This window comes from Pseudofrankia sp. DC12 (genome assembly GCF_000966285.1).
Taxonomy (GTDB): Bacteria; Actinomycetota; Actinomycetes; order Frankiales; family Frankiaceae; genus Pseudofrankia.
The window spans coordinates 5,996,479-6,019,970 of the sequence record NZ_KQ031391.1; the positions used below are offsets into that span (position 1 = coordinate 5,996,479).

17 protein-coding genes are annotated in these 23,492 nt (G+C 73.4%); 7 read left to right on the top strand and 10 right to left on the bottom strand.

All coding sequences use genetic code 11. The features are described from left to right. Positions 1 to 248: 248 nt before the first annotated feature. The 4 genes from FRADC12_RS24170 to FRADC12_RS24185 all read left to right on the top strand — a co-directional run bounded on the left by FRADC12_RS24170 (position 249) and on the right by FRADC12_RS24185 (position 7,396). Positions 249 to 2,009 (top strand): protein kinase domain-containing protein, encoded by a 1,761-nt coding sequence (locus tag FRADC12_RS24170; protein WP_045878346.1) that lies wholly within the window; start codon positions 249 to 251, stop codon positions 2,007 to 2,009. A 172-nt stretch (positions 2,010 to 2,181) separates the two neighbouring features. Next, positions 2,182 to 4,071 carry a serine/threonine-protein kinase gene (locus FRADC12_RS32515; RefSeq protein WP_052711127.1) on the top strand — a complete coding sequence of 630 codons (1,890 nt, stop codon included), beginning with the start codon at positions 2,182 to 2,184 and terminating at the stop codon, positions 4,069 to 4,071. 233 nt (positions 4,072 to 4,304) lie between these two features. Then, positions 4,305 to 5,840 carry an L-lysine 6-transaminase gene (lat, locus tag FRADC12_RS24180; protein ID WP_232304005.1) on the top strand — a complete coding sequence of 512 codons (1,536 nt, stop codon included), beginning with the start codon at positions 4,305 to 4,307 and terminating at the stop codon, positions 5,838 to 5,840. Beyond that, positions 5,837 to 7,396 carry an aldehyde dehydrogenase family protein gene (locus tag FRADC12_RS24185; RefSeq protein ID WP_045878348.1) on the top strand — a complete coding sequence of 520 codons (1,560 nt, stop codon included), beginning with the start codon at positions 5,837 to 5,839 and terminating at the stop codon, positions 7,394 to 7,396. The genes lat and FRADC12_RS24185 overlap by 4 nt, the downstream gene beginning before the upstream one ends. 91 nt (positions 7,397 to 7,487) lie before the next feature. Here FRADC12_RS24185 and FRADC12_RS24190 read toward each other — a convergent pair whose 3' ends face one another. After that, positions 7,488 to 7,955: a Dps family protein gene (locus FRADC12_RS24190; protein WP_045880154.1), complete on the bottom strand. Its 468-nt coding sequence runs from the start codon at positions 7,953 to 7,955 to the stop codon at positions 7,488 to 7,490. Positions 7,956 to 8,182: 227 nt separating this feature from the next. Between FRADC12_RS24190 and ftsH the strand changes: the two genes are divergently transcribed. Then, complete coding sequence (gene ftsH, locus FRADC12_RS24195; RefSeq protein WP_045878349.1) at positions 8,183 to 10,153, top strand: ATP-dependent zinc metalloprotease FtsH; 1,971 nt, start codon at positions 8,183 to 8,185, stop codon at positions 10,151 to 10,153. A gap of 79 nt (positions 10,154 to 10,232) precedes the next feature. On the opposite strand, the gene ypfJ is transcribed toward ftsH, so the two are convergent. The 4 genes from ypfJ to FRADC12_RS32520 all read right to left on the bottom strand — a co-directional run bounded on the left by ypfJ (position 10,233) and on the right by FRADC12_RS32520 (position 12,038). Then, positions 10,233 to 11,126, bottom strand: a complete 894-nt coding sequence (gene ypfJ, locus FRADC12_RS24200) for a KPN_02809 family neutral zinc metallopeptidase (protein WP_045878350.1) — start codon at positions 11,124 to 11,126, stop codon at positions 10,233 to 10,235. 122 nt (positions 11,127 to 11,248) lie between these two features. Further along, on the bottom strand, positions 11,249 to 11,467 hold the full coding sequence (locus tag FRADC12_RS24205) for a hypothetical protein (protein ID WP_045878351.1): 219 nt from the start codon (positions 11,465 to 11,467) through the stop codon (positions 11,249 to 11,251). Then, positions 11,464 to 11,649: a hypothetical protein gene (locus FRADC12_RS24210; RefSeq protein WP_045878352.1), complete on the bottom strand. Its 186-nt coding sequence runs from the start codon at positions 11,647 to 11,649 to the stop codon at positions 11,464 to 11,466. The genes FRADC12_RS24205 and FRADC12_RS24210 overlap by 4 nt, the downstream gene beginning before the upstream one ends. A 215-nt stretch (positions 11,650 to 11,864) precedes the next feature. Further along, positions 11,865 to 12,038 (bottom strand): hypothetical protein, encoded by a 174-nt coding sequence (locus FRADC12_RS32520; protein ID WP_013423598.1) that lies wholly within the window; start codon positions 12,036 to 12,038, stop codon positions 11,865 to 11,867. A gap of 221 nt (positions 12,039 to 12,259) precedes the next feature. On the opposite strand from FRADC12_RS32520, the gene FRADC12_RS24215 reads away from it, so the two are divergent. Beyond that, positions 12,260 to 13,249, top strand: a complete 990-nt coding sequence (locus tag FRADC12_RS24215; RefSeq protein WP_045878353.1) for an alpha/beta fold hydrolase — start codon at positions 12,260 to 12,262, stop codon at positions 13,247 to 13,249. Between the two features lie 384 nt (positions 13,250 to 13,633). Further along, positions 13,634 to 17,170 (top strand): DNA polymerase III subunit alpha, encoded by a 3,537-nt coding sequence (gene dnaE / locus FRADC12_RS24220; RefSeq protein ID WP_045878354.1) that lies wholly within the window; start codon positions 13,634 to 13,636, stop codon positions 17,168 to 17,170. A gap of 181 nt (positions 17,171 to 17,351) precedes the next feature. On the opposite strand, the gene FRADC12_RS24225 is transcribed toward dnaE, so the two are convergent. The 5 genes from FRADC12_RS24225 to FRADC12_RS24245 form a co-directional block, all read right to left on the bottom strand. Next, positions 17,352 to 18,653 (bottom strand): DEAD/DEAH box helicase, encoded by a 1,302-nt coding sequence (locus tag FRADC12_RS24225; RefSeq protein ID WP_045878355.1) that lies wholly within the window; start codon positions 18,651 to 18,653, stop codon positions 17,352 to 17,354. Between the two features lie 686 nt (positions 18,654 to 19,339). Beyond that, a complete protein-coding gene (locus tag FRADC12_RS24230) occupies positions 19,340 to 20,764 on the bottom strand; it encodes a glycosyltransferase 87 family protein (RefSeq protein ID WP_052711128.1) in 1,425 nt (474 codons plus the stop codon). 110 nt (positions 20,765 to 20,874) lie between these two features. Next, complete coding sequence (locus FRADC12_RS24235) at positions 20,875 to 22,134, bottom strand: DUF445 domain-containing protein (protein WP_045878356.1); 1,260 nt, start codon at positions 22,132 to 22,134, stop codon at positions 20,875 to 20,877. 156 nt (positions 22,135 to 22,290) lie between these two features. Further along, positions 22,291 to 22,527, bottom strand: a complete 237-nt coding sequence (locus tag FRADC12_RS33450; RefSeq protein WP_045878357.1) for a cholesterol oxidase substrate-binding domain-containing protein — start codon at positions 22,525 to 22,527, stop codon at positions 22,291 to 22,293. Between the two features lie 580 nt (positions 22,528 to 23,107). Next, positions 23,108 to 23,455: a hypothetical protein gene (locus FRADC12_RS24245; RefSeq protein WP_045878358.1), complete on the bottom strand. Its 348-nt coding sequence runs from the start codon at positions 23,453 to 23,455 to the stop codon at positions 23,108 to 23,110. Between the last annotated feature and the right edge of the window lie 37 nt (positions 23,456 to 23,492).

A 23,492-nucleotide genomic window follows, 5' to 3' on the forward strand; every position in this document is an offset into this window, starting at 1 on the left:
CGGAAGAGCCCCGTCAGGCCCCCGAACACGGAAAAGGCATGATCGCGTAGCGTTTGCGTCAGGGGGAGCCGGGCGGTTCCGGGGCGTGCGATAACAATGGCGACGTCGCGTGACCGGTTGGGAACCTGTCGGCCGGCGCGTCGCCGGGGACCCACGCCCGTACCCCCGTGCGGCCCGCACCCGGCCGCCAGCCGAGACACCGCAGCACGCGCCGATCGGCGTCGCCTGCGGGGAGGAGACGAGGACCCGTGCTCACGCCGCTGGGCGACAAGGACCCGCGCCAGATCGGCCCGTACCGGATTCAGAGCCTGCTCGGCCGGGGCGGTATGGGCGCCGTCTACCTCGGCTTCTCGCCCGAGGACAAGGCGGTCGCGGTGAAGGTTCCCGCGCCGGCGCTCGCCCGCGACGAGCAGTTCCGGTCCCGGTTCCGCCGCGAGGTCGCCGCCGCCCGCCGGGTGCACGGCCCCGCTGTCGCCGCCGTGCTCGATGCCGACACCGCCGGCGACCGCCCCTGGATGGCCACCGAGTACGTCGAGGGCAAGAGCCTGGCCGAGGCGGTGTCCGACCGGGGCCAGCTCGACGACCGGCTGCTCACGGGCCTGGCCGCCGGCCTGGCGGAGGCGCTGGTCGCGATCCACGACGTCGGCGTGGTGCACCGGGACCTGAAGCCCGCGAACATCGTGCTCGCCTGGGACGGGCCTCGGGTCATCGACTTCGGCGTGGCCAGCGCCTCGGACACCACCCGGCACACCAGCACCGGCGTCCTCATCGGCACGATCGTCTGGATGGCGCCCGAGCAGCTGCGCGGGGAGCGGGCCGGCCCAGCGGCGGACGTCTTCGCCTGGGGCGCGTGCGTCGCGTTCGCGGCGACGGGCCACCCGCCGTTCCGGGCGCCCACACCCGAGGCGGTCGGTGTGCGAATCCTCAGCTCCGCGCCCGAGCTCACCGGCGTGCCGGCGGGGCTGCTGCCGGTCGTGCGGGCCGCCCTGGACAAGGACCCGGCCCGGCGGCCGACCGCCATCGAGCTGCGCGACCGGCTCCTGCGCGGCCGAGCGGGCGACGGCCTGGAGGGGGCCGCGACCGAGCGCGTGGCCGCCTCGGACGAACGTTACGAGACCGCGATGGCCCGGTTGTGGGAGCTGCCGCCCGCCACCCCTGAGCCCCCGGCCGGCCGCCGGACCCCGTCCGGGCCGCCCCGGTCCGCCGTGCCGCGCACCGACGCGCGGCAGGAGTACTCGACGCCGCCCTATGCGCGGGCCACCCCACCCCCGTCCTACGGCGCTCCCCGCGGGTACGGCGACAGCGGCTACCGCGGCTCGGGCTACCCGGCGGCTGGCTCCGGCGCGGCCGGTGGCCGGACGCCGCCGCCCGCTTCCCGGCCTGGCCGGCGGGGCGCCATGGTGGCGCTCGTGGTGGTGTTCGTCCTGCTGCTCGGCGGTGGCCTCGCCGCGGCGGCTGTCACGCTGATGAACAACAGCAGCCCGGGCTCGGATGCCGCGTCGACCGGCAGCCCGAACGACGCCGGTACCGGCTCCGCGGCGGCCGGCGGCCCGGCCGGCCCGGCCAGCCAGCTCTCCCCGACGACCGGGCCGACGACGGCGCGACGGCTGACGGCGCAGGACGTCCGCGCCAGGGTCAAGTCCCTGGGCTACACGGCCGAACTCTCGTCCTTCGACGCCAAACGCGCGCTGAACGTCGTCATCGGCAGCAAGACCGTGGCTGGTGGAAACTCCGACGGCAGCGACGCGCGCCTCGAGCAGGCCTTCGTGTTCACCGACACCGACTACCTCGGTACCGACACGAGCCAGCCCAGCAGGCAGATCAGAGTGGTCGCGACCACGAAGTCGTATGCCGTCCTCGAGTACGGCACCTTCGCCGCCGCCGACCCCGACTGCTGCCCGACCGGGACGGCGCGGGTGCGTTTCAACTGGGACGGCAAGAGCTTCACACCGCAGGATCCCGCGGCCATCCCGCCAGCCGACCCGAAGGTCGACGGCAGCAGACGCTGACCGGTGGCACTTAAGGTGGCCGTCGCCAGGCCGACATGGTGGCGTTGCCAGAAGTGCTTACCAGGCTGACGAATGGCTGGGAAGGTGATGGGCAGCGGTGGTGCCATTCTCGTAGGGCCCGGTTGACGGGTCTCGCACCCAATCCGGCGCCGCCACGGCTGCAGGGGGACTCGTGCTGGCACCGCTCACGGACGACGACCCGCGCTCCATCGGGCCGTTCCGGCTTGGCGGCCGGCTCGGCTCCGGCGGCATGGGCACCGTCTACCTCGGTTTCGGGACCGACGACCAGGCGGTCGCCGTCAAGGTGCCGTCCGCGTCGCTCGCCGACGACGCGCGTTTCCGGGCCCGGTTCCGCCGCGAGGCCGTCGCCGTCCAGATGATCAGCAGCGGTTCGGTCGCCGCCGTGGTCGCCGCCGATACCGAGGCCGACCCGCCGTGGCTGGCCACCGAGTTCATCCAGGGCGCCACCCTGCTCGACGCGGTCGCGGGCCGTGGGCCGCTCGCCGCGCGGCTGGTCATCGGCTTTGCCGCCGGCCTGGCTGACGGGCTCGTCGCGATGCACGCGGAGGGCGTCGTGCACCGTGACCTCAAGCCGGCCAACGTCGTGCTCGCCTGGGACGGTCCGAAGATCATCGATTTCGGGGTCGCGCTGACCACCCGCGCGCTGCTCGGTGTCGACAGCGGCGCGGACTCCGACGTCACGATCGCCAAGACCCAGGACGGCCAGCGCCTGGGCACCTTTGTCTGGATGGCGCCGGAGCAGCTGCGCGGCGGGACGGTCGGCCCGGCCGCGGACGTGTTCGCCTGGGGCGCCTGCGTCTCCTATGCCACCACGGGCCATGGCCCGTTCCGGGCGGACGGCGCCTTCGAGATCATCGCCAGGATCCAGCGCGACGAGCCGGACCTGGACGGGGTTCCGGCCGAGCTGGTCGACCTGGTGCGCGCGACGCTGGCCAAGGAGCCGGACGACCGGCCGACGGCGGCGGCGCTGGTCAGCGCGCTGCTGCACCAGAACGTCCGGACGCCGCTGGAGTCCGACCGCGCGGTCGAGACCGCGCTGCTGCCCTGGGTCGCCCAGCCGCCCACGCCCTCACCCATCGACACGGGGCTGGCCGAGGCGCCGGCCCCGGCCACGCCGGACGACGTGCCGTCCGGCACCCTCGTGCTGCCGCCACCAGCACGGGCGCTCCCGGCGGCGCCCGCTTCGGCGGTGGCGAAGGCGCTGCCGGCGGCCAAGGCGCTCCCCGCGGCGCCGACGGCCGCGCGGGCGCCCAGCGGCCCTCGCGAGCCGGCGCCGCCAGCGGCCGTCAGCGGCCCCCTGCCGGCCCCACGCGCGTATGGCGAAGGCCGCGCCGGCGTCGGCTCGCGCCCCAACGACGAATCCGGGGAGCTTCCGACCATGCTGCGCTCGCCGCTGCAGCCGGGCCAGGAGGGTCATCGGGGCGTCGGCTCGCGTCGGGAGGACGACGACTCCGGGAATCTGCCGACCATGCTGCGCTCGCCGCTGCGCGCGGAGCCCGAGGGACGACGTGACGGCTCTGGTGGCCGCGGCGGCGAGACCGCTTTCGCGGACGCCGCGGGCTGGCAGGGCGGGCCGCGCCCGCCCGTCCAGGTCACCGGGCCGGGACGCCCGTCGCCGGCCGTCCGGATCGTGCTGGCCCTCCTGATCGTGCTGGTGGTCGCCGGCGCCGTCAGCCTGGCGCTGGTGCTCGCGCACTCCGGCGGCGGCGGCTCCGGTGTCGAGGTCAGCTCGACGTCGACCAGCGAGCCGCGCGACGCCGTCTCCTCGACCCCGTTGACGCCCGCGCAGGGCACGACGGACGCGGCGGTAGCGCCGCCGGCTCCGACGACGGCGCCGGCCAGCCGGCAGACCACGGCGAAGCCCTCCGCCACCCCGACGCAGGCTCCGACCTCGCCGCCGTCCGAGACGCCGACGCACACCACCACCACGCCGCTGCCGACGAGTACGACGCCGTCGGTCGCACCGACGAGCGACCATCCGTCGACCCCGTCGGCCACGGCGGCGCCGTCCTCCGGCTCGGCCGCGTCGCCCACCGCCTGAGGCGTCTCACAAGAGCCGTCTCCGGCGGACGAGACACGACGCGCGCACCGGCGGTCGCCGTCCTGACCTCCGAGTGCACTCGTTCGCCGGCAGTGACCGTAGAGAATTTGTCAAAACCAGTGATCTGAAGAAGGATCTCCTGTGTAGAGACGGATGCGGCGACGTATTTCCGATATGCGTCCCAAGTCTGTGATCTTCGTGATCCGGGAGGCCCCGTGGCCGTGCCTGCCTTCGTGACCGACACAGGCGCCGACGCCGGCCGTCGGGGCCGGTCGACCGGCCCCGACGGCCGGCGAGGCCGCGAGCGGGGGGCCGGGGACGGTGGTCCGCGCCCGCCGGGCCGGGCCGTCGTCGCGCCGGTCGACGTGCCCGAGGTGCTGGGCCGCCACGTCCTGGTGGACGGCTTGGACCTCGTCGTGGACCTGGAGGCCAGCGGCGGCCGGACGCTCGTGGACGCCCGCAGCGGCGAGGCCTACCTCGACCTGTACAGCTTCTTCGCGTCCGCGCCGCTGGGGGTGAACCCGCCGGCCCTCGCCGACGACCCCGCCGTGGTCGCCGAGCTCGGCCGCGTCGCGCTCAACAAGCCGGCGAACCCGGACATCGCGACCGTCGGCTACGCGGAGTTCGTCACCACGTTCGCCCGGGTGCTCGGCGACCCGCGGCTGCCGCACCTGTTCTTCGTCGAGGGCGGCTCGCCGGCGGTCGAGAACGCGCTGAAGGCCGCGTTCGACTGGAAGAGCCGGCACAACGAGGCCCACGGCCGACCGGCCGAGCTCGGCACCCGCGTCCTGCACCTGCGGCACGCCTTCCACGGCCGCGGCGGCTACACCCTCTCGGTGACCAACACGGACCCCAACAAGACCGCGCGCTTCCCGACGTTCGACTGGCCGCGGATCGACAGCCCAGCCCAGACGTTCCCGGTCACCGAGGCCGGCCTCGCGGCGGTGGTCGCGGCCGAGCGACGCGCCCTCGCCCAGGCCAGGGCGGCCTTCGCGGCGTATCCGCACGACGTCGCCTGCGTGCTCGCCGAGCCGATCCAGTGCGAGGGCGGCGACCGGCACCTGCGGTCCGAGTTCCTGGCCGCCCTGGGAGCGCTCGCGCATGAGAACGACGCCCTGTTCGTCCTCGACGAGGTGCAGACCGGCGTCGGCGGGACAGGCGCGGCGTGGTGCTACCAGCGACTCGGCCTCGCTCCGGACGTCGTCGCGTTCGGGAAGAAGGCCCAGGTCGGCGGGGTGATGGCCGGCGGGCGCATCGACGAGGTGGCGGACAACGTGTTCCGGGTGCCCGGCCGGATCAGCTCGACCTGGGGCGGCGGGCTGGTCGACATGGTTCGCTCGACCCGCATGCTGGAGGTCATGGAGCGCGACCGGCTCTTCGACGCCGCGGCCCGGGCGGGGGAGCGGCTGCTTGACGGACTGGAGCGGCTCGCCGGGCGCCACCCGCGCCTGATGGCCAACGCCCGCGGCCTCGGCCTGCTGTGCGCGTTCGACCTGCCCGACCTCTCGACCCGCGACGAGGCGCTGCGCCGGCTGCGCGTCGACGAGCATGTCCTCGCGCTGCCCGCCGGGGACGCCACCGTGCGGCTGCGGCCGGCGCTGACGATCACCGGCGACGAGATCGACGCTGCCCTCGGCGCCATCGGCCGGGTGCTCGACGCCCTCGCCGCGGGCGCCCTTCAGGGTGGGGCGGCGGCGCGCGGCCGAACCACCCGGGTGGGCCACCCGGTGCCCGGACCCGCTGACAGACCAGACCGGAGGCGACGATGACGCTGGTACACCCGCCGCTGGCGGCAGCCATGATCCACGGTGTCGAGTCCGACGGCCCGACCGTCGCGTCGACCAACCCGGCGCGCCTCGACGAGGTCGTCGCCGAGGTCCGGCTCGGCGGCGCCGGCGTGCTGGTGGCGGCGGCGCGGGTGGCGCGCGCCGCGCAGCGCGGCTGGGCCGACGTGCCCGCGCCGGTCCGGGGCAGCGTCATCGGGAACTTCGGCCGCCTCGTCGAGGAGAACGCCGACGCGCTCGCCCGGCTGGTCACCCGGGAGATCGGCAAGCCACTCACCGAGGCCCGCGGCGAGGTGCAGGAGATCATCGACACCTGCCGGTTCTTCCTCGGCGAGGGCCGCCGGCTCTACGGCGAGACCGTCCCGTCCGAGATGCCGGACAAGCAGCTGTTCACGTTCCGCGAGCCGGTCGGCGTGATGATGGTGATCACCGCCGGGAACTTCCCGGTCGCGGTGCCGAGCTGGTACCTGGTGCCGGCGCTGCTGTGCGGCAACACGGTCGTCTGGAAGCCGGCCGAGTACGCCGCGGCCTGCGCGCGGGCGCTCACCGAGCTCGCCTGGAACGCCGGCCTGCCGCCGGGCGTGCTGTCGACGGTCCCGGCCGACGGCGCCGCGACCGCGGCCGGGCTCGCGCAGGCTCTCGACGCCGGGCTCGTCGACAAGGTCGGCTTCACCGGCTCGACCGAGGTCGGCCGCGAGATCGGCGCGCTGTGCGGTCGGCACCTGCAGACGCCGTGCCTGGAGCTGGGCGGCAAGAACCCGATGGTCGTCGCTCCCGACGCGGACATCGACCTGGCCGTCGAGGGTGCCCTGTTCGGCGGGTTCGGCACCGCCGGGCAGCGCTGCACGTCGCTCGGCACCGTGATCGTCCACGAGTCCGTGTACGCCGGGTTCCGCCGCCGGTTCGCCGCCGCCGTCGAGAACGCGCCGGTCGGCGACCCGACCCGACCGGTCCTCTACGGCCCGATGCTCGACGCGAAGTTCGCCGCCGCCTACGAGCGCCACCTCGGGCTGATCCGCGGCCACCACACGACGTTCGGCTCGACCGCCGTCGGCCGGATCACCGCGGCGGCCCCGCGCCGCGGCTTCGTCGGCGACCCGGCCGAGGGCCTCTACTACCACCCGGTCGTCGTCGACGGCGTCCGCCCGGACGACGCATTGTTCCTGGAGGAAACGTTCGGCCCGATCGTCGGCCTGGCCACCTACCGGGACCTCGACTCGGCCATCGAGCTGGCCAACGCCCCCGGCTACGGTCTGTCGTCCGCGATCTACACGAACGACCCGTCGACGGTGTTCCGGTTCCGGCGCGGCATCTCGGCGGGCATGGTCAGCGTGAACAACTCGACCTCGGGCGCCGAGGCCCACCTGCCGTTCGGCGGCAACGGACGCTCCGGCAACGGCTCCCGTCAGTCCGGCCGCTGGGTCCTCGACCAGGTCACCCGCTGGCAGTCGGTCAACTGGGACTACTCCGGCCGCCTCCAGAAGGCCCAGCTGGACACCGCCGTCCCCGAGGCCGACCTGGCGTTCCGCCTGGAGCCATGAACCCGGGAGCCCTGAACCTGGAACTCCGGACGCGGCCGCGGCCCGCTCCAGCGGCGTTCGCTGCAGCGGGCCGCGGGCCCGGCGTGCGTGATCAGGACATGGCCTGGAACATCCAGTGCTGTTCCTCGACCTCCTGGATCAGGTTGATGAAGATGTCCTGGGTCACCGGGTCGGCCCGCTCCGTCGTCGCCATGTGCGCCCGCATGTGCTGGCTGGTCTCGCCGAGGCGGTCCGTCATCACGCGCACGACCTTCTCGTCCGGCAGGTAGCCGGTCTCCACGCCCTGCAGGGGCGAGCGGGTCGTGACGGTGTGCGACTGGCCGTCGGGGTTGCAGCCGATCGCGACCGAACGCTCGGCCAGCGTGTCGGTGTAGGTGCGGGTGAAGTCGACGACCTCGTCGAGCTGCTTGTGCACGCTGCGGAAGCTGTGGCCGATGACGTTCCAGTGCAGCTGCTTGGCGAGCAGGCTGAGATCGATCAGCTCGACGACGGCGGCCTGGAGCGCCTCGCCGGTGGTGGTCCGGGCTTCGTCGGACAGCGGACTCCGTACGGTGCTCATCATCGTCCTTTCCGGGGAGCCAGGTCGATGGTCCGTATTTCCGTGCCCGACGCGCCCGGCTCCAACCACCCCGCGAGATCTGGGCGCGCCGCCCCGTGCCGGGTGAGACGTGGGGAACATGTCACCGGCCGGCGTGATAGGGGCTGTAGCGTCCAGCGCGTGCGCTATGCCGATGTCGGTTCGCAGCAGCTCCCTCGACGCGGCCGCCGCCAGGACGGGAGTCTGACGTGATCTCTTCGGTGCGCCTGCCTGGTGTGCACCACTCGGCGCCGGCCAGGTCGGGCCAGCCGCGGGACCCCGCGCCGAAGCCGGCGCCGCCCAAGCCGCCGATGTGGCGCAGCTGGCTGCTGCCGTTCGGGCTGCTGATCACGGCACTGCTGCTGTTCACGCCTGCCATGGCGGGCGGCAAGACGACCGCGATCGACTACTCCGACCTGCTCGGCCGGGTCAATGCCGGCAGGGTCGCGTCGGTGTCGATCAACGACAAGGGCGCGGTCGACGGGAAGCTGAAGGACGGCACGTCGTTCACCAGCCAGATCCCCACGGTGCTGGACAACTCGACGCTCGCCTCCCGGCTGGAGGCCAAGGGCGTCAAGGTCAAGGGCACGCAGACCGGCGGCTCGTGGATCTCGGTGCTGCTCAGCTTCCTGCCGCTGCTGCTGCTGGTCGGCTTCTTCGTCTGGACGGGCCGCCAGACGCAGCGCCAGCTCTCCGGTGGCGGTCCGCTCGGCGCGATCGGCCGGTCCCGGGCCAAGATCACCGACGCGGAGCGCCCGGAGACCAGGTTCGCCGACGTCGCCGGCTACGAGGGCGCCAAGCAGGAGATCAGCGAGGTCGTCGACTTCCTGCGCAACCCCGACCGGTACGCCCGAGCCGGCGCGAAGGGCCCGCGCGGCGTCCTGATGGTCGGCCCTCCCGGGACGGGCAAGACCCTGCTGGCCAGGGCGGTCGCCGGCGAGGCCGAGGTGCCGTTCCTGTCCGTCACGGGCTCCAGCTTCGTCGAGATGTTCGTCGGCGTCGGCGCCTCCCGGGTCCGCGACCTGTTCGCCGAGGCGCGCAAGCGGGCGCCGTCGATCGTCTTCATCGACGAGATCGACTCGATCGGCGGCCGCCGCGGCGGCTCCGTCATCGGTGGCTCCAACGACGAGCGTGAGCAGACCCTCAACCAGCTGCTCGCCGAGATGGACGGCTTCGACTCGACGACTGGCGTCGTCGTGCTCGCCGCGACCAACCGGCCGGAGACGCTCGACGCCGCGCTGCTGCGGGCCGGCCGGTTCGACCGGCAGGTCACCGTCCCGCTGCCGACCCAGGCGGAGCGGGCCGCGATCCTCGCCGTGCACGCCCGGGGCAAGCAGCTCGCCCAGGATGTCGACTTCGACGTCGTCGCCCGGGCCACCCCCGGCTTTTCCGGCGCCGACCTCGCGAACCTGCTGAACGAGGCGGCCATCCACGCGGTCCGGGAGGGCCGGGACGTCATCAGCGCGGCCGACCTCGGCGCGGCCCGGGACCGGATCCTGCTGGGCCGCAGGGAGGCGTCCAACGCGCTGCTGCCCGACGAGAAGCGCTCCGTCGCCTTCCACGAGTCCGGGCACGCGCTGGTCGCGGCCCTCTCCGAGCACGCCGACCCGGTCGCCAAGGTGACGATCCTGCCGGCCGGGATGGCCCTCGGCGTCACCGAGCAGCTCCCGGAGGCCGAACGCCACCTCTACACGCAGCCCTATCTGGTCGACAGCCTCGCGGTCCGGCTCGGTGGCCGGGCTGCGGAGCTCGTCGTCTTCGGCTACGGCTCGACGGGTGCGTCCAGCGACCTCGCCGGGGCGACCGAGCTCGCGACCAGGATGGTCCGGGAGTTCGGCCTGTCCGACGCGGTCGGCCCGGTCGGCTACAGCTCCGGGCAGCAGCAGTTCCTCGGCGGCGAGGAGCTCGTGAGCCGGTCCTACTCGGAAGGCACGCAGCGGGTCATCGACGGTGAGGTCGCGCGCATCCTGCGGGAGGCCGAGGCCCGGGCGATCGACCTGCTGCGCACGCACCGAGAGGCGCTCGACCGCCTCGCCGCGCTGCTGCTGGAGAAGGAGACCGTCGACGGCTCCGCCGTCACCGAGGTGCTGCGGCTGGTGTCGGGCGACGGCGGCGCGGTCGAGGCCGACGGCGCCGCGGCGTCGGTGGGCGTTCCCGCGCAGCCCACCAGCCAGGCCTGACGGCTCCTCCGGTGACGGCGAGCGCCGCCACCGGAGGAGCTGCCCCCGACGGACCGGGCACCGCTACAGCGGAACGGTCCTACTGGGGCACGGTGCCGCAGGACTCCAGGGTGCCGCCCTGGTACCCGGTCTGGAACGCGGTCTTGCGCTGCTGGGCGGAGCCGTGGGTCCAGGTCTCCGGGTTCACGTCCACGCCGGCCTTCTGCTCGATGCGGTCGTCGCCGACGGCCTGCGCGGCGTTGAGCGCCTCGTCGACGTCGGACTGGCCGATCGTCACGTAGCCGTCCTTGTTCGCCAGGGCCGACCAGACTCCGGCGTAGCAGTCCGCCTGCAGCTCCAGCTGCACCGACAGGGCGTTCTCCCGGGACGGGTCCGCCTGCTGCGCGTCCCGGACCCGGGCCTCGGTGCCGGTGAGGGTCTGGATGTGGTGGCCGACCTCGTGGGCGACGATGTACGCCTGCGCGAACCGGCCCTGGGCGCCGTAGCGCTGCTGCAGCTCGTTCAGGAAGCCGAGGTCGATGTAGACCCGCTGGCCGTTCGGGCAGTAGAACGGGCCGACCGCCGACGACGCCTGGCCGCAGCCGGTGCTGGTGGACTGCTCGAAGTAGACCAGGGTCGGGCGGGTGTAGGCCTGGCCGCGCGCGGAGAAGTAGCTCGTCCAGGTCTGGTTGACCTCGTTGAAGACCTTCAGGACGAAGCAGTCGTCGTACTTGTCAAGTGCCCCGGCCGTGTTGCAGCGGGCCGCCAGGCCGGCCGCCGCCGAGGCGCCCGCGCCGGTTCCGCCGGCCGGCAATCCGGTCGTGCCGCCGGACCCCGTGGTGCCGCCACCGAGGAGGGCGACCAGCAGATAGATGACCACGCCGACCACGCCGAGCCCGCCGCCGCCGAGCGCGATCCGCCCGCCCGAACCCATCCCGCCGCCGCGCTGGTCGTCCAGCTGCGAGGTGTCGACCGACTGGTCGTCGAACTCCATGGCCCGCCTCTCGGTACCCGCCGTGATCGATGCCCGAGTCGGGCGGGACGTTCATGCCCGAACAGGCACCGAGTATGTCAACGGGGACAAAGAGTTCGCTGGTCGGGCCGGACTCCTGGGCCTCAGACCGGTGGTTCGGCGGGGTGGCGCGGCGCCGGGCCGGGGTGGGCGGCAGCGGCCGGGCCGTCGCCGTCGGCCCACACGACCCGGCAGTCGGCGCAGCGCTGCCCCGGCGCCCAGGCGCCCTTCGAGCCGGTTCGGCCCGGCGGCGGGTCCGGGCGGCGGTGGTCCGCGCAGGCGAGGCGGAGCAGCCGGGGCCAGCGCGGATGGTGGCTGGTCACACCCGCCCTCGGCCGTCGCAGGAGACGCACACGTCGACCGCCTGCGCCCCGCGGTGCTCGCGTTGGACGTAGCCGGTGCCGCCGCAGCCGCCGCAGGTCAGCGGACCGCGGTCGGCGTGCTCGTCCTCGGGCGGCGGCCCGTAGGTGGCGCCGCCTCGCTTCTCCTCGCGCCCGAAACGCATGTCGCCCTGTCGGCGCCCGCCGGCGCCCTGATGTCTCATGATCCAACAAGTTAGGATGCTGGCCCGGATATGACTACCCGGCCTACCGTGGTCCTCCGTGTCCGTTTCTGCTACTGCGCTGTGGCGGTAGTGGCTCGGTAGGGCCCTCCACAGCACAACGGCCCGCTCCGGCGACAGAGCGGGCCGAGCACGTCCCGTGGACGCGGCTGACGACGTCAGGCCGAAGTGGGAACGCCCAGGCGCAGGCGCTTCGGGTTGGCCACCGGGCCGATCGCGATCACGTCCGACTCGACCGGGGCGGTCTCGGCCGCTACCTGCTCGGCCGCGGTGTCCCGCTGGACCGGCAGAGCGAACCCGGCCGTCGGCACAGCCGCCTCGTTCAGTTCCATCCGGATGAACCTCCTTTGTGCCTCAACAAATCGTTGTGCTTCGGAGAAAAACGGGATGCGGGCTACGTAGGCCACGTAGTCCGCACCAAAACGGTATCGAGCGGGCGCCCGCGGCCAACCCCTGACCGCCCCGCCGGCGAGATAGTTGCGTCACAATCCCGTTGGGTCCCGGAGGACTTTGCTAGGTAGGAGTGCGCAGGTTGGGCGGGTGGGGAGGTCCGATGGACGGCGCCGGTCAGGTGGACGGGGCGACGAGTAGTCCGGTGGCGGAACGCTGGGCTGACGTCGACGGGCCGGTGTTCTACGCGGACTTCGGCGGGCCGGCTGACGGGCCACTGATCGTCTGCGTGCACGGGCTGGGCGCGTCGCACACCAGCTGGTGGGCCTTCGCGCCGCTGCTGGCCCGGCACGGCCGGGTGCTCGCCCTGGATCTGGCCGGGTTCGGCCGCACGGTCGCCGCCGGCCGGCGCACCGACGTGGAGTCCAACCGGCGCCTGCTCGCCGGGTTCCTGGGCGCGGTGGCGGGGGAGCGCCCGGTGCTGCTGGTCGGCAACTCGATGGGCGGGATGATCAGCCTCCTGCAGGCCGCGGCGGACCCACGCTCGGTCGCCGGGCTGGTGCTGATCTCGCCGGCGCTGCCGATTCCCCGGCTGCGGCCACCGGATGCGTCGATCCTCGGCATGTTCGGCGGGATGGTTCTGCCCAAGGTCGGTTCGATGGTGCTGGCGCGCCGCCGGCAGGTCTACACGACCGAACAGCTCGTCGAGCAGGCGCTGGTCCGCACCATGGTGGACGTGCGGCGGGTGCCCGCGGACGCCTTCGCCGCCATGGTGGCGCTGTCGAAGGAACGGGCCGAGCGACCGGGCTGGGATGTCGACAGCGATGCGGCACTGGTGGCCGCGACCCGGTCGGTCGTCGGGCGCCTCGCCCGGCCGCGGGAGCTCGCCGCCGCCGTCGCCGCGGTGACCGCGCCGACCCTGCTTGTCCACGGCCTGCAGGACCGGCTGGTGCCGGTCGCGGCGGCGCGCCACGCCGCTCGCCGCCGGCCGGACTGGCGCTGCGAGATCCTCGACGACTGCGGGCACCTGGCCCAGCTGGAGGCGCCGGACCAGACCATCGCGCTGGTGGACGACTGGCTGCGAGGGGCGGGTGCGGCGGCGGTTCAGGCGGGCTCATCGGCCATCCCCGCGCAGCAGGCGCCGCGGTCCTAGCGGACGGGCCGCGCGCCGGCGGACCCGCCGCTGACGGCGGCGGCGCCGGCCCGGCGAACGGGCGTTCGTGTCGGGCGCGGCATTGTCGGACCCTGCGGCTAGGCTGCAGCCACCGCGGACATCCACCCCGATCCGGACGCGATGGTCGATCCTGTTCGCTGCCTGCGGGCAGCTTCCGCGGTCCGCGATATCCGCCCGGGGGGCGGCTCCCGGAACCCCCGGTACCGCGCTTCGCGCGGCCGGGGGGAGGGGGATGGGGGTGGGGGATCCGTTCGAACTGTTTGACCTGCTTGACCTGTCCGGCCCGCCCGGTCGACGCCCCGCGGTCGTGGTGCGGGTCCGGCCGTTTCGACGAGCGCGCCCAGGCGTGCGGGAAGGCCTGCCGTGTCTGACTCTTTCGTGCACCTGCATGTCCACACCGAGTACTCGATGCTCGACGGAGCCGCCCGGCTCAAGGACATGTTCGCCGAGGTCAGCCGGCAGCAGATGCCCGCCGTGGCGATCACCGACCACGGCTACATGTACGGGGCCTACGACTTCCACAAGCAGGCGACCGCGGCCGGCGTGAAGCCGATCATCGGGTGCGAGGCCTACATCGCGCCCGAGTCGAGGCTGCTCAAGCAGCGGGTCCGCTGGGGCGAGCCGCACCAGAAGAGCGACGACGTCTCCGGTAGCGGCTCCTACACCCACATGACCATCTGGGCCCGCAACGCCGAGGGCCTGCACAACCTGTTCCGGCTGAACTCGCGTGCCTCCATCGAGGGCCACTACATCAAGTGGCCCCGGATGGACCGGGAGATCATCTCCGAGCACTCCGCTGGCCTGATGGCGACGACGGGCTGCCCGTCCGGCGAGGTGCAGACCCGGCTGCGGCTCGGCCAGCCCGAGCTCGCCCTGAAGGCCGCGGCCACCTACCAGGAGATCTTCGGCCCGGAGAACTACTTCTGCGAGATCATGGACCACGGCATCGAGATCGAGCGCCGGGTCCGCGACGGCCTGATCGACATCGCCCGCAAGCTGAACATGCGGTTCGTCGTCACCAACGACTCGCACTACACTTATGAGTCCGAGCGGGAGACGCACTCCGCGCTGCTGTGCGTGCAGACCGCGTCGACGGTGGCGAACCCGACGTTCCAGTTCGAGGGCTCGGGCTACTTCCTCAAGAGCGCCGAGCAGATGCGCGCCATCGACCATTCCGACGCCTGGCGGGAGGGCTGCGACACCACGCTGCTCATCGCCGAGCGCGTCGACACCACGGGCATGTTCCCCAAGCACAACCTCATGCCTGTGTACCCGGCCCCCGAGGGGGAGACCGAGGAGTCGTTCTTCCGCGCCGAGGTCCTGCGCGGCATGGAGCGGCGTTTCCCGGACGGCATCGACGAGAAGCACCGCAGGCAGGTCGAGTACGAGATCGGCGTCATCCTGCAGATGGGGTTCCCGTCGTACTTCCTGGTCGTCGCGGACTTCATCATGTGGGCGAAGAACAACGGCATCGCGGTCGGCCCGGGCCGTGGCAGCGCCGCCGGCTCGCTCATCGCCTACGCGCTCGGTATCACCGACCTCGACCCGCTGCTGCACGGCCTGATCTTCGAGCGTTTCCTCAACCCCGAGCGCGTGTCGATGCCGGACATCGACATCGACTTCGACGACCGCAGGCGCGCGGACGTCATCCGGTACGTGACGGAGAAGTGGGGCGAGGACCGGATCGCCCAGATCGTCACCTACGGCACCATCAAGGCGAAGGCCGCCATCAAGGACTCGGCCCGGGTGCTCGGCTACCCGTACGCCGTCGGTGACCGGATCACCAAGGCGATGCCGCCGATGGTGATGGGCAAGGACATCCCGCTGGCCGGCATTTTCGACCCGAACCACCCGCGGTTCAGCGAGGCCGGCGAGATCCGGGCGCTCTACGAGTCCGACGCCGACGTCCGCAAGGTGATCGACACGGCCAAGGGCCTGGAGGGCCTGATCCGGCAGGCCGGCGTGCACGCGGCCGGCGTCATCATGTCCGCCGAGCCGATCGTCGACCACATCCCGGTGTGGCGCCGCGACGCCGACGGTGTGATCATCACGCAGTTCGACTACCCGACCTGCGAGAACCTCGGCCTGCTGAAGATGGACTTCCTCGGGCTGCGCAACCTCACCGTCATGGACGACGCGGTGCGCAACGTCGAGTCCAACCGAGGCGTCAAGATCGATCTGCTGGGCCTGGGCCTGGACGACAAGACGACCTACGAGCTGCTCTCCCGCGGCGACACCCTCGGGGTCTTCCAGCTCGACGGCGGCCCGCTGCGCTCCCTGCTGCGGCTGATGCGCCCGGACAACTTCGAGGACATCTCCGCCGTCATCGCGCTCTACCGGCCCGGCCCGATGGGCGCCAACTCGCACACCAACTACGCGCTGCGCAAGAACGGCCAGCAGGAGATCATCCCGATCCACCCCGAGCTCGGGACGGCGCTCGACGAGGTCCTCGGCACGACCTACGGCCTGATCGTCTATCAGGAGCAGGTCATGGCGATCGCGCAGGTGGTCGGCGGCTACAGCCTCGGTCAGGCGGACCTGCTGCGCCGGGCGATGGGCAAGAAGAAGAAGGAGATCCTCGACAAGGAGTTCGCCCCGTTCTCGGCCGGGATGAAGGCCAACGGGTACTCCGACGCGGCGATCAAGACGCTGTGGGACATCCTCGTCCCGTTCTCCGACTATGCGTTCAACAAGGCGCACAGCGCCGCGTACGGGCTGGTCTCCTACTGGACCGCCTACCTGAAGGCCAACTACCCGGCCGAGTACATGGCCGCGCTGCTGACCTCGGTGCGCGACGACAAGGACAAGAGCGCGATCTACCTGAACGAGTGCCGCCGGATGGGCATCAAGGTGCTGCCACCCGACGTGAACATCTCCGACGCGGACTACACCGCGCACGGAGAGAGCGAGATCCGCGTCGGCCTCGCCGCGATCCGCAACGTCGGCGCCAACGTCGTCGAGTCCATCACCCGCATCCGCAGGGCCAAGAGCGCGTACACCTCGTTCCCCGACTTCCTCGACAAGGTCGAGGCGGTCGTCTGCAACAAGCGGACCATCGAGTCGCTGATCAAGGCAGGCGCGTTCGACTCGTTCGGCCACACCCGCCGCGGCCTCGTCGAGAAGCACGAGCAGGCCGTCGACGCGGTGATGGCGGTGAAGAAGAAGACCGCCGAGGGGCAGTTCGACCTGTTCGCGTTCGGCGGCGACGACGAGGACGGCTCGCCGCTGGCCACCCCCGGCCTCGGCGTCGGCGAGTTCTCCGAGAAGGAATGGGACAAGGCCGTCCTGCTCTCGCACGAGCGGGAGATGCTCGGCCTCTACGTCTCGGACCACCCGCTGTCCGGCGTCGAGCACGTGCTGGCCGCGAAGGCCGACACCACGGTGGCCAACCTCGCCGACTACCCCGACGGCGCCGTCGTCACCATCGGCGGCATCATCTCCAGCTTGCAGCGCAAGGTCACCAAGCAGGGCAAGGTCTGGGCGCTGACGACCATCGAGGACCTCGAAGGCGGCCTCGAGGTGATGTTCTTCCCCGCGACGTACGAGACGTGCGCGACCCAGCTCTCCGAGGACGCGGTCGTCATCGTCAAGGGCCGCCTGGACAAGCGGGAGGACGCGCCGCGCCTCGTCGCCTCCGAACTGACCGTGCCGGACCTCTCCGAGCAGGCGCTCTCCCCGCCCGTGGTGATCACTCTGCCGACGGTGCGGGTGAACGCGCCGACGGTCGACCGGCTACGCGAGGTGCTCGCCGACCACCCCGGCACCACGGAGGTGCACCTGCACCTGCAGTCCCCGCACCGCACGACGCTGCTGCGCCTGGACGACGCCTTCAAGGTCCGCCGCACGCCCGCCCTGATGGGCGACCTGAAGGCCCTGCTCGGCGCCTCCGCCGTGGCCTGACCAGCGGCCCGGAGCCGAGTTGTACCGGTGGTCGCAAGCTGGCCGGAACCGCAGCCACCAGGCATGACCGGGAGGTCGGGTTCCGGCGGGATCTCCGCTCCGCCAGGTCACCGGCCGGCGAATCGGCGACGGCCGCCGGCGCATCGCTGCGCCGGCGGCCGTCAGAGCGTCCGCGACCTGGTCAGGACGTGGCCGCGCCGCCGTCCCGGTGGTCGGAGTGACGCGGACGGTCCACGCGCGGGCCGCGGCGCGGCGCGCCCCGGCCATCGCGGGACGTCCGGCCACCGCTGGCGCCGCGGCTGCCGAAGCCCGCGCGGTCGCCGCCATACCGGCCGCCCTCCCGGGCCGGCTGGCCGAAGCGGCCACCCTGCCGGTCGGCGGCCGGGCGGGGCGCCGGGATCGAGCCGGGCTCGACCCGAGGCGCCGGCGGACCGGCGATCTCGGCGACCAGCGGGTCGCTCGGGCCCACCGGGGTGATCTGGGTGTCGACGCCGGCGGTGCGCAGCATCGCGCGGACCTTGCCCCGGTCCGCCGCCAGCGTCACCAGCACGTCGGCACCTTCGGCGCCGGCCCGAGCGGTCCGCCCGCCACGGTGCTGGTAGGTCTTCGAGTCCTCCGGCGGACCCAGGTGCACGACCAGCCGCACGTCGTCGACGTGGATGCCGCGGGCCGCCACATCGGTGGCGACCAGCACCCGGCGAGTGCCGTCGGCGAAGCCGGCCAGCGCGCGGGTCCGGGCGCCCTGCGGCAGGCCGCCGTGCAGCGGCTCGGCCGGCACACCGGCCTTCGTCAGGTCGGCGGCCACATGGTCGGCGTCCCGCTGGGTCCGCACGAACACCAGCGTGCGGCCCTGGCCACCCGTCAGGGCGGTGACGACCTCCAGCTGGCTGTACCGGTCGGACGCCTCCAGGGCGTGCCGGCGCAGCGTCGTGACCTGGCTGTTCTCCGAGTCGACCGCGACGAGCACCGGCTCGGGCAGGTACTCGCGGACGAGCACCTCGACCTCGCGGTCCAGCGTGGCGCTGAACATCAGCCGCTGGGCCGCGGGCGAGGTCGCGTCCAGGATCGACCGGACCGCGGGCAGGAAGCCGAGGTCGCACATGTAGTCGGCCTCGTCGAGAACCGTGACCTCGACGTCGTCGAGCTGGCAGGCACCCCGCTCGACGAGGTCGAGCAGCCGGCCGGGGGTGGCGACGACGATGTGCACGCCGCGGCGCATCATCGAGATCTGCCGGGAGATCGACGTGCCGCCGTACACGGGGCGCAGCCACAGGCCGACGGACCGGGACAGCGGGTCGAGCGCGTCGCTCACCTGCTGGGCGAGCTCACGGGTCGGCACGAGGATCAGCCCGCGCGGGCGCAGCGGCGTCGCCGGGCCGCGCCCGGCCAGCCGAGCCAGCATCGGCAGCCCGAAGCCGAGCGTCTTGCCGGAGCCCGTCTTGGCCCGCCCGAGCACGTTCTCGCCGGCGAGAACGTCGGGCAGTGTCGCCGCCTGGACCGGGAAAGGCGTGCTGATGCCGCGCTCGGCGAGCGCCCGGACGAGCCGGGCGGGCAGGCCCGCGGCCTCGAACGACTCGACCGGCGGCCGAGGCTCACGGGTGGGTAGCGCCGGACGGGCCGGTGCCGGCCGCCGGCCGAGGTTGTTGCCGCGGCGTGGGCCGCCGGAACGGCCGCCGTGGCCGGCGCCCGAACGGGGACGCCCGCTGCCGCGCGCGGGGCGCGCCGGACGGCCGCCCGTGGGCGAGCCGCCTGGGTTGCTGGGATGTGTCGCGGAATTGCTGGGTTGAGACAGTGGAGCCCTCGATCAGGTCGGGGCCACCGCGCACATGCGCGAACACGAGCCGGCGGCCGGTACACACGGCCGGGTTCGCGAGGGATTGCCTGGGGGTCTTCCCCGGACCGTCAGCACCGCCCCGCAGCACACGACCAGGCCAGCGTCCACGGGTGAACCAGGTGTCGGACCCACGGCCGAGCGGACTCGACAGCGGGAGGTGCGGGAGGTGGACATCCACCGCCCGGCCAGACATCGCGGCTTTCCGGGGCGCTGGCCGAAAGCCAGCGGACATGCGGGGCCGGTACCGCTCGCACCGACCTCTCACGCCCTGCCGTGAAGCGTCTCGTGACGCGGTTTGGCCGGGCGCGTGACGGCGGGAGCGGCCGTCAGTGCTTTCACGTTACCTGGCCGGCCGGCCTGGACGGGCTCCGGTGTGTGCTGGGCAACGAACTGACGCCCGAACGCAGGGTCCGGTGTGCCCCCCAGGCGAGCAGCGCGAGCACCGCGACGGTCGCCAGATAGGCGCCGGTGACGGCGTCTCGGCCATGGTGAGCCCGGGCCAGCGCCCAGCACAGCTCCAGGCCGGCGGCGGTGATCGCCGCCACACCGACCACCCAGGGCGCGAGATCCCGCGCCAGGCCGAGGGCCCCGGTCCCGGGCGCGCGAGCGGGTCCGCGCCGCCCGGCCTGGCGGCGCAGCGCGTCGCGCAGGGGCGCGGCGACGAGCAGGGCGACGACGACGGCGGACACCGCGATCTCCGGCGGCGTGCTCAGATGGGGCGTGACGAGCAGCCAGCTGACCGCGGTCGCGACCGCCAGCGCCCCGGTCCGCTCCCCGCCCTCCACGACGAGCAGCGGGACGGCGAGCAGCAGCAGGTAGTGGGACCACACGATCGGGGACGCGAGCAGCGCCGCGGCGACGGTGGCCGTGAACAGCAGCCGGTCCTGGCCGGCGTCCGGCGCCGGGACCGCGGACGCGGGTGGCGTCCGGCGGCGGCGTACCGCCAGCCAGCAGCCGGCGATCAGCGTCGCCGCGAGGGCGCGCGCCGCCCAGGTCGCGGCGCCCAGCCCCAGCCCGGCGTTCATGAGCAGCCCGGTGAGGCTCAGCCCGTCGGGCGCCTCCGCCCGCGCGAGCGCGTCGAGCATCCCCGAGTAGGCGGTCAGTCCCATCGGGCTGACCGCCTGGCCGACGCCGAACAGCGCCACCAGAGCGCCGGCAGCGGCCGCCGTCGCGCGCCACCGCCCGGTGAGCAGCAGCCACAGTGGCAGCGGCGCGAGGAACAGCTTGCTGTAGACAAGCAGCGCGGCGAGCAGGCCGGCGGCCACCGGCCGGTCGCGTAGCCGCCACAGCGCGGCGAGCCCGGCGAACAGCAGCGCGTTCAGGGTGCCCATCTGGAGGCCGGTGATCGTGCAGGAGGCGACGAGCACCAGCGCGTACGCCTGCCAGCGGCGGGCACCGGCCAGCCGGCAGCCGGCGAGCACGGCGAGCACCGACAGCCCGATGAACAGCCCCTCGGCCCCGGCGCGGGGCAGCCAGGCCAGCGGGACGAACGGGATCGCGACCAGGTAGGGATAGACGAAGGCGAACCCGGAGGACACGGCCGGGCTGCCGGGCGACGGGTAGGGGTCTCGGCCGGCCTCGACGGCGGCGCCGGCGCGCAGGAAGACGTCAATGTCGAAATGCGCCAGCGGCCGCACGTAGGCGACCCAGATCACCAGGACCAGCCCGCCGATGAGCACCGGCGCGAACGCCGGCCAGCCGGCCGGCCGGGCCGGTCGGCGCAGCCGGGCCGTCATGACCGAGGCCAGGCCTGTCGTCACTCTGCCATGCTCCCAGACGACCGGAGCGGCCGCCGAGCGTGCCCCCGCGACACGGCTGCGCCGCGATGCCGCGGGCAGGGGGCTGGTCCGGCGGCCCCGAGGGCGGGCGGCTACAGGACGAACTCGGTGACGAGGTGGATCAGCAGGCCGGCGAGCGCCCCCACGACGGTGCCGTTGATCCGGATGAACTGCAGGTCGCGGCCGACCTGCAGCTCGATGCGCCGCGACGCCTCGACCGGCTCCCAGCTGGCCACCGTGTCGCCGATGATGGCCGCGATGTCGCCCTTGTAGCGGTTGACCGCCCGAGCGGCCAGGTCGCCCGCCGCCTGGTTGACGGACGCGGCGAGCTCCGGGTCGGTCGTGAGCTTCTCGCCGAACGAGGCCAGCCGGGTCCTCGCGGCGCGGCGGGGGACGGAGTACTCGTCGGTGCTCAGGTCGAGCAGGATGCCCTTGGCCGTCGACCACATCGCGGCGACCGCGTCGGCGGCGGCCGGGGAGGCGAGCGCCTGCGCCTTGAACTCCTCGACCTTCTCCCGCATCGAGGCGTCGGTGCGCAGCTTGCGGGCCAGGTCGGCGAGGAACCCGTCGAGGTTCCGGCGCAGCCGGTGGTGCCGGTCGTCGCGCAGCGCGACGACGAGCCGGACGGCCTCGGTGTAGATCTTGTTCGCGACGGCCTCGTCGACCCACCGCGGCGACCAGGCCGGGGCGTGCTCCAGCACCAGCCCGCGGACCGCGTCGGGGTTCTTGACCAGCCACTCCTGGGCGTGGTCGAGCAGGACATCCGCGGCGCGGTGCTGGAGCCCGTCGGCCATCGCCCGGTCGAGCAGCGCCCCGAGCACCGGTGCCCACGGCACGTCGACCAGCCGGGGCAGCACGGACTTCTCGACCAGCTCGACGACGAGCGCGTCGTTCATCTTCTCCAGCGCGCTCGCGAGCCGGCTCGCCACCTCGGTGCTGACCCGGTCGGCGTTGGGTGGCTGGCGCAGCCAGTCGCCGACCCGGGCGGCGGCCCCGATCTGGGCGACCTTGCCGCGCACCACCGGCTCGGCGAGGAAGTGGGTGGCGACGAACGACTCCAGGCCGCGGCCCAGGTCGTCCTTGCGCTTGCGGATGATCGCCGTGTGCGGGATCGGCAGGCCGAGCGGGTGGCGGAACAGCGCGGTGACGGCGAACCAGTCGGCGAGCGCGCCGACCGTGCCGGCCTCGGCGGCGGAACGGACGTACCCGACCCAGCCGGGCGCCCCGTGCCAGAGCGACGTGGCGATGTAGATCGCGACGGCCGCGGCCAACAGGCAGGTGGCGACGGTGCGCATCCGGCGCAGCCCGGAGCGCAGCGCGGCCTGCGCCTGATCGTCCGGTGCGCGGTCCACTGGTCCCCCGGTCGTCTCGACACGTGGTCGCTGCGGGCCACCTTACGGGTTTCGCCGCTGGTTTAGCCGGGCCAGCCGGCCCGGCTCCGCGACGCAGCGACGCGGCCGGGCCAGCCTGGGGCGGCCCGGCCGCGTCGGCCGGGAGGGACGCGCCGGTCAGGGCGCCAGGGTGTCGAGCAGGGGGCTGGAGAAGATCCGGGACGGGTCGTGGGTGTCCAGGGCCGCGAGGGCCGTGTCCCAGGTGTCGCCCGGGGCCCGGCCGGCACGTAACGCGTTCGGGACCGTTGTTCCGATCATCGTCGAATCGGCCCAGGCCGAGCTGTTCGTGTAACCCCAGCCCTTCGACCATTCCGGCCGGGCCGCCGCGTAGGAGCCGGAGTAGTTCGAGAACACCCAGGCCTCGGCCTCGCGGCCCGCTGATCGTGACGGCGGTCAGGTGCTGGGTGGTGTCGACGAGGATGACGTTGTCGCCGGACGAGCCGGCGGTGGGCGTCAGCGGCGACCAGCCGTGCCCCATGCCGCGCGGCCGGATCCTGTAGTTGTCGCCCTGGCCAGTTGGCCAGGGTCACCACGTCCGCCGGACTGGTCGGCGCGCAGGTCCAGACGCCGGTGACGTCGATCTCCCCGGACCAGTTCTTGAACTCCTGGCGGTAGAGCGAGATGCCGGCGGGGAAGCTGGGTGGCGCCGGCGGGTCGGCGCCGTCGCCGCTCGGCTCGGCCCCGATGCCGTCCTGCTCTCGCCCCATCGCGCTCTCCTCGATGCCGCGTCCCGCCAAAAATCTGATGAGTCGTCAGATAGTGCGGCCATGACGGCATGAGCCTGGGAGAGCATGGTCAACAGTCGAGATCGACGTTCGTAAAGGCCCAGGCGAGAGCTGTCTCTGTCGGAGGTCGACGGGACGCGGCAGCGTCGGCGGTGGGTTCTGGTCTTTACGAGGCGTCAGCAACGACCCATCCCGGGCCGCGGCGCCGGCTACGGAAGGTAGCTGCCGCTGTGGTTGCGGTCCTGCTGCCGAGGGTCGGAGCCCATCGCGTCCGGACGGCGCAGGCGGCGGCGCCGGCGGGCCCGCAGGCCGATGACGGTCAGGTCGACGATGGCGGTCGCGCCGGCGACGCAGAGCAGGATGGCGGGCACGGTCCAGCCGGCCGCCGCGAACAGGCCGGCGACGACACCGCAGAACACCAGCCCGAACACGGCGAGCGCTGCCCGCAGCCCCAGCGCGGAGCGGGCCGGGGCCGCGCCGGTGAGGCCCGAGAACCTGCCGCCGACCGGCCGACGCGCCCCCTCCGGCCGACGTTGGTGAGGAAGGATCCGATTCACCCCAGCGGTGTGCCCTGGCCCGGTCCGCCGAACCGCC

Coding starts and splice junctions, on each gene's coding strand:
- FRADC12_RS24210 (WP_045878352.1), bottom strand. CDS start 11,649: ATGCGTTTCGGGCGCGAGGAGAAGCGAGGCGGCGCCACCTACGGGCCG.
- FRADC12_RS24185 (WP_045878348.1), top strand. CDS start 5,837: ATGACGCTGGTACACCCGCCGCTGGCGGCAGCCATGATCCACGGTGTC.
- ypfJ (WP_045878350.1), bottom strand. CDS start 11,126: ATGGAGTTCGACGACCAGTCGGTCGACACCTCGCAGCTGGACGACCAG.
- FRADC12_RS24190 (WP_045880154.1), bottom strand. CDS start 7,955: ATGAGCACCGTACGGAGTCCGCTGTCCGACGAAGCCCGGACCACCACC.
- FRADC12_RS32520 (WP_013423598.1), bottom strand. CDS start 12,038: ATGGAACTGAACGAGGCGGCTGTGCCGACGGCCGGGTTCGCTCTGCCG.
- FRADC12_RS24215 (WP_045878353.1), top strand. CDS start 12,260: ATGGACGGCGCCGGTCAGGTGGACGGGGCGACGAGTAGTCCGGTGGCG.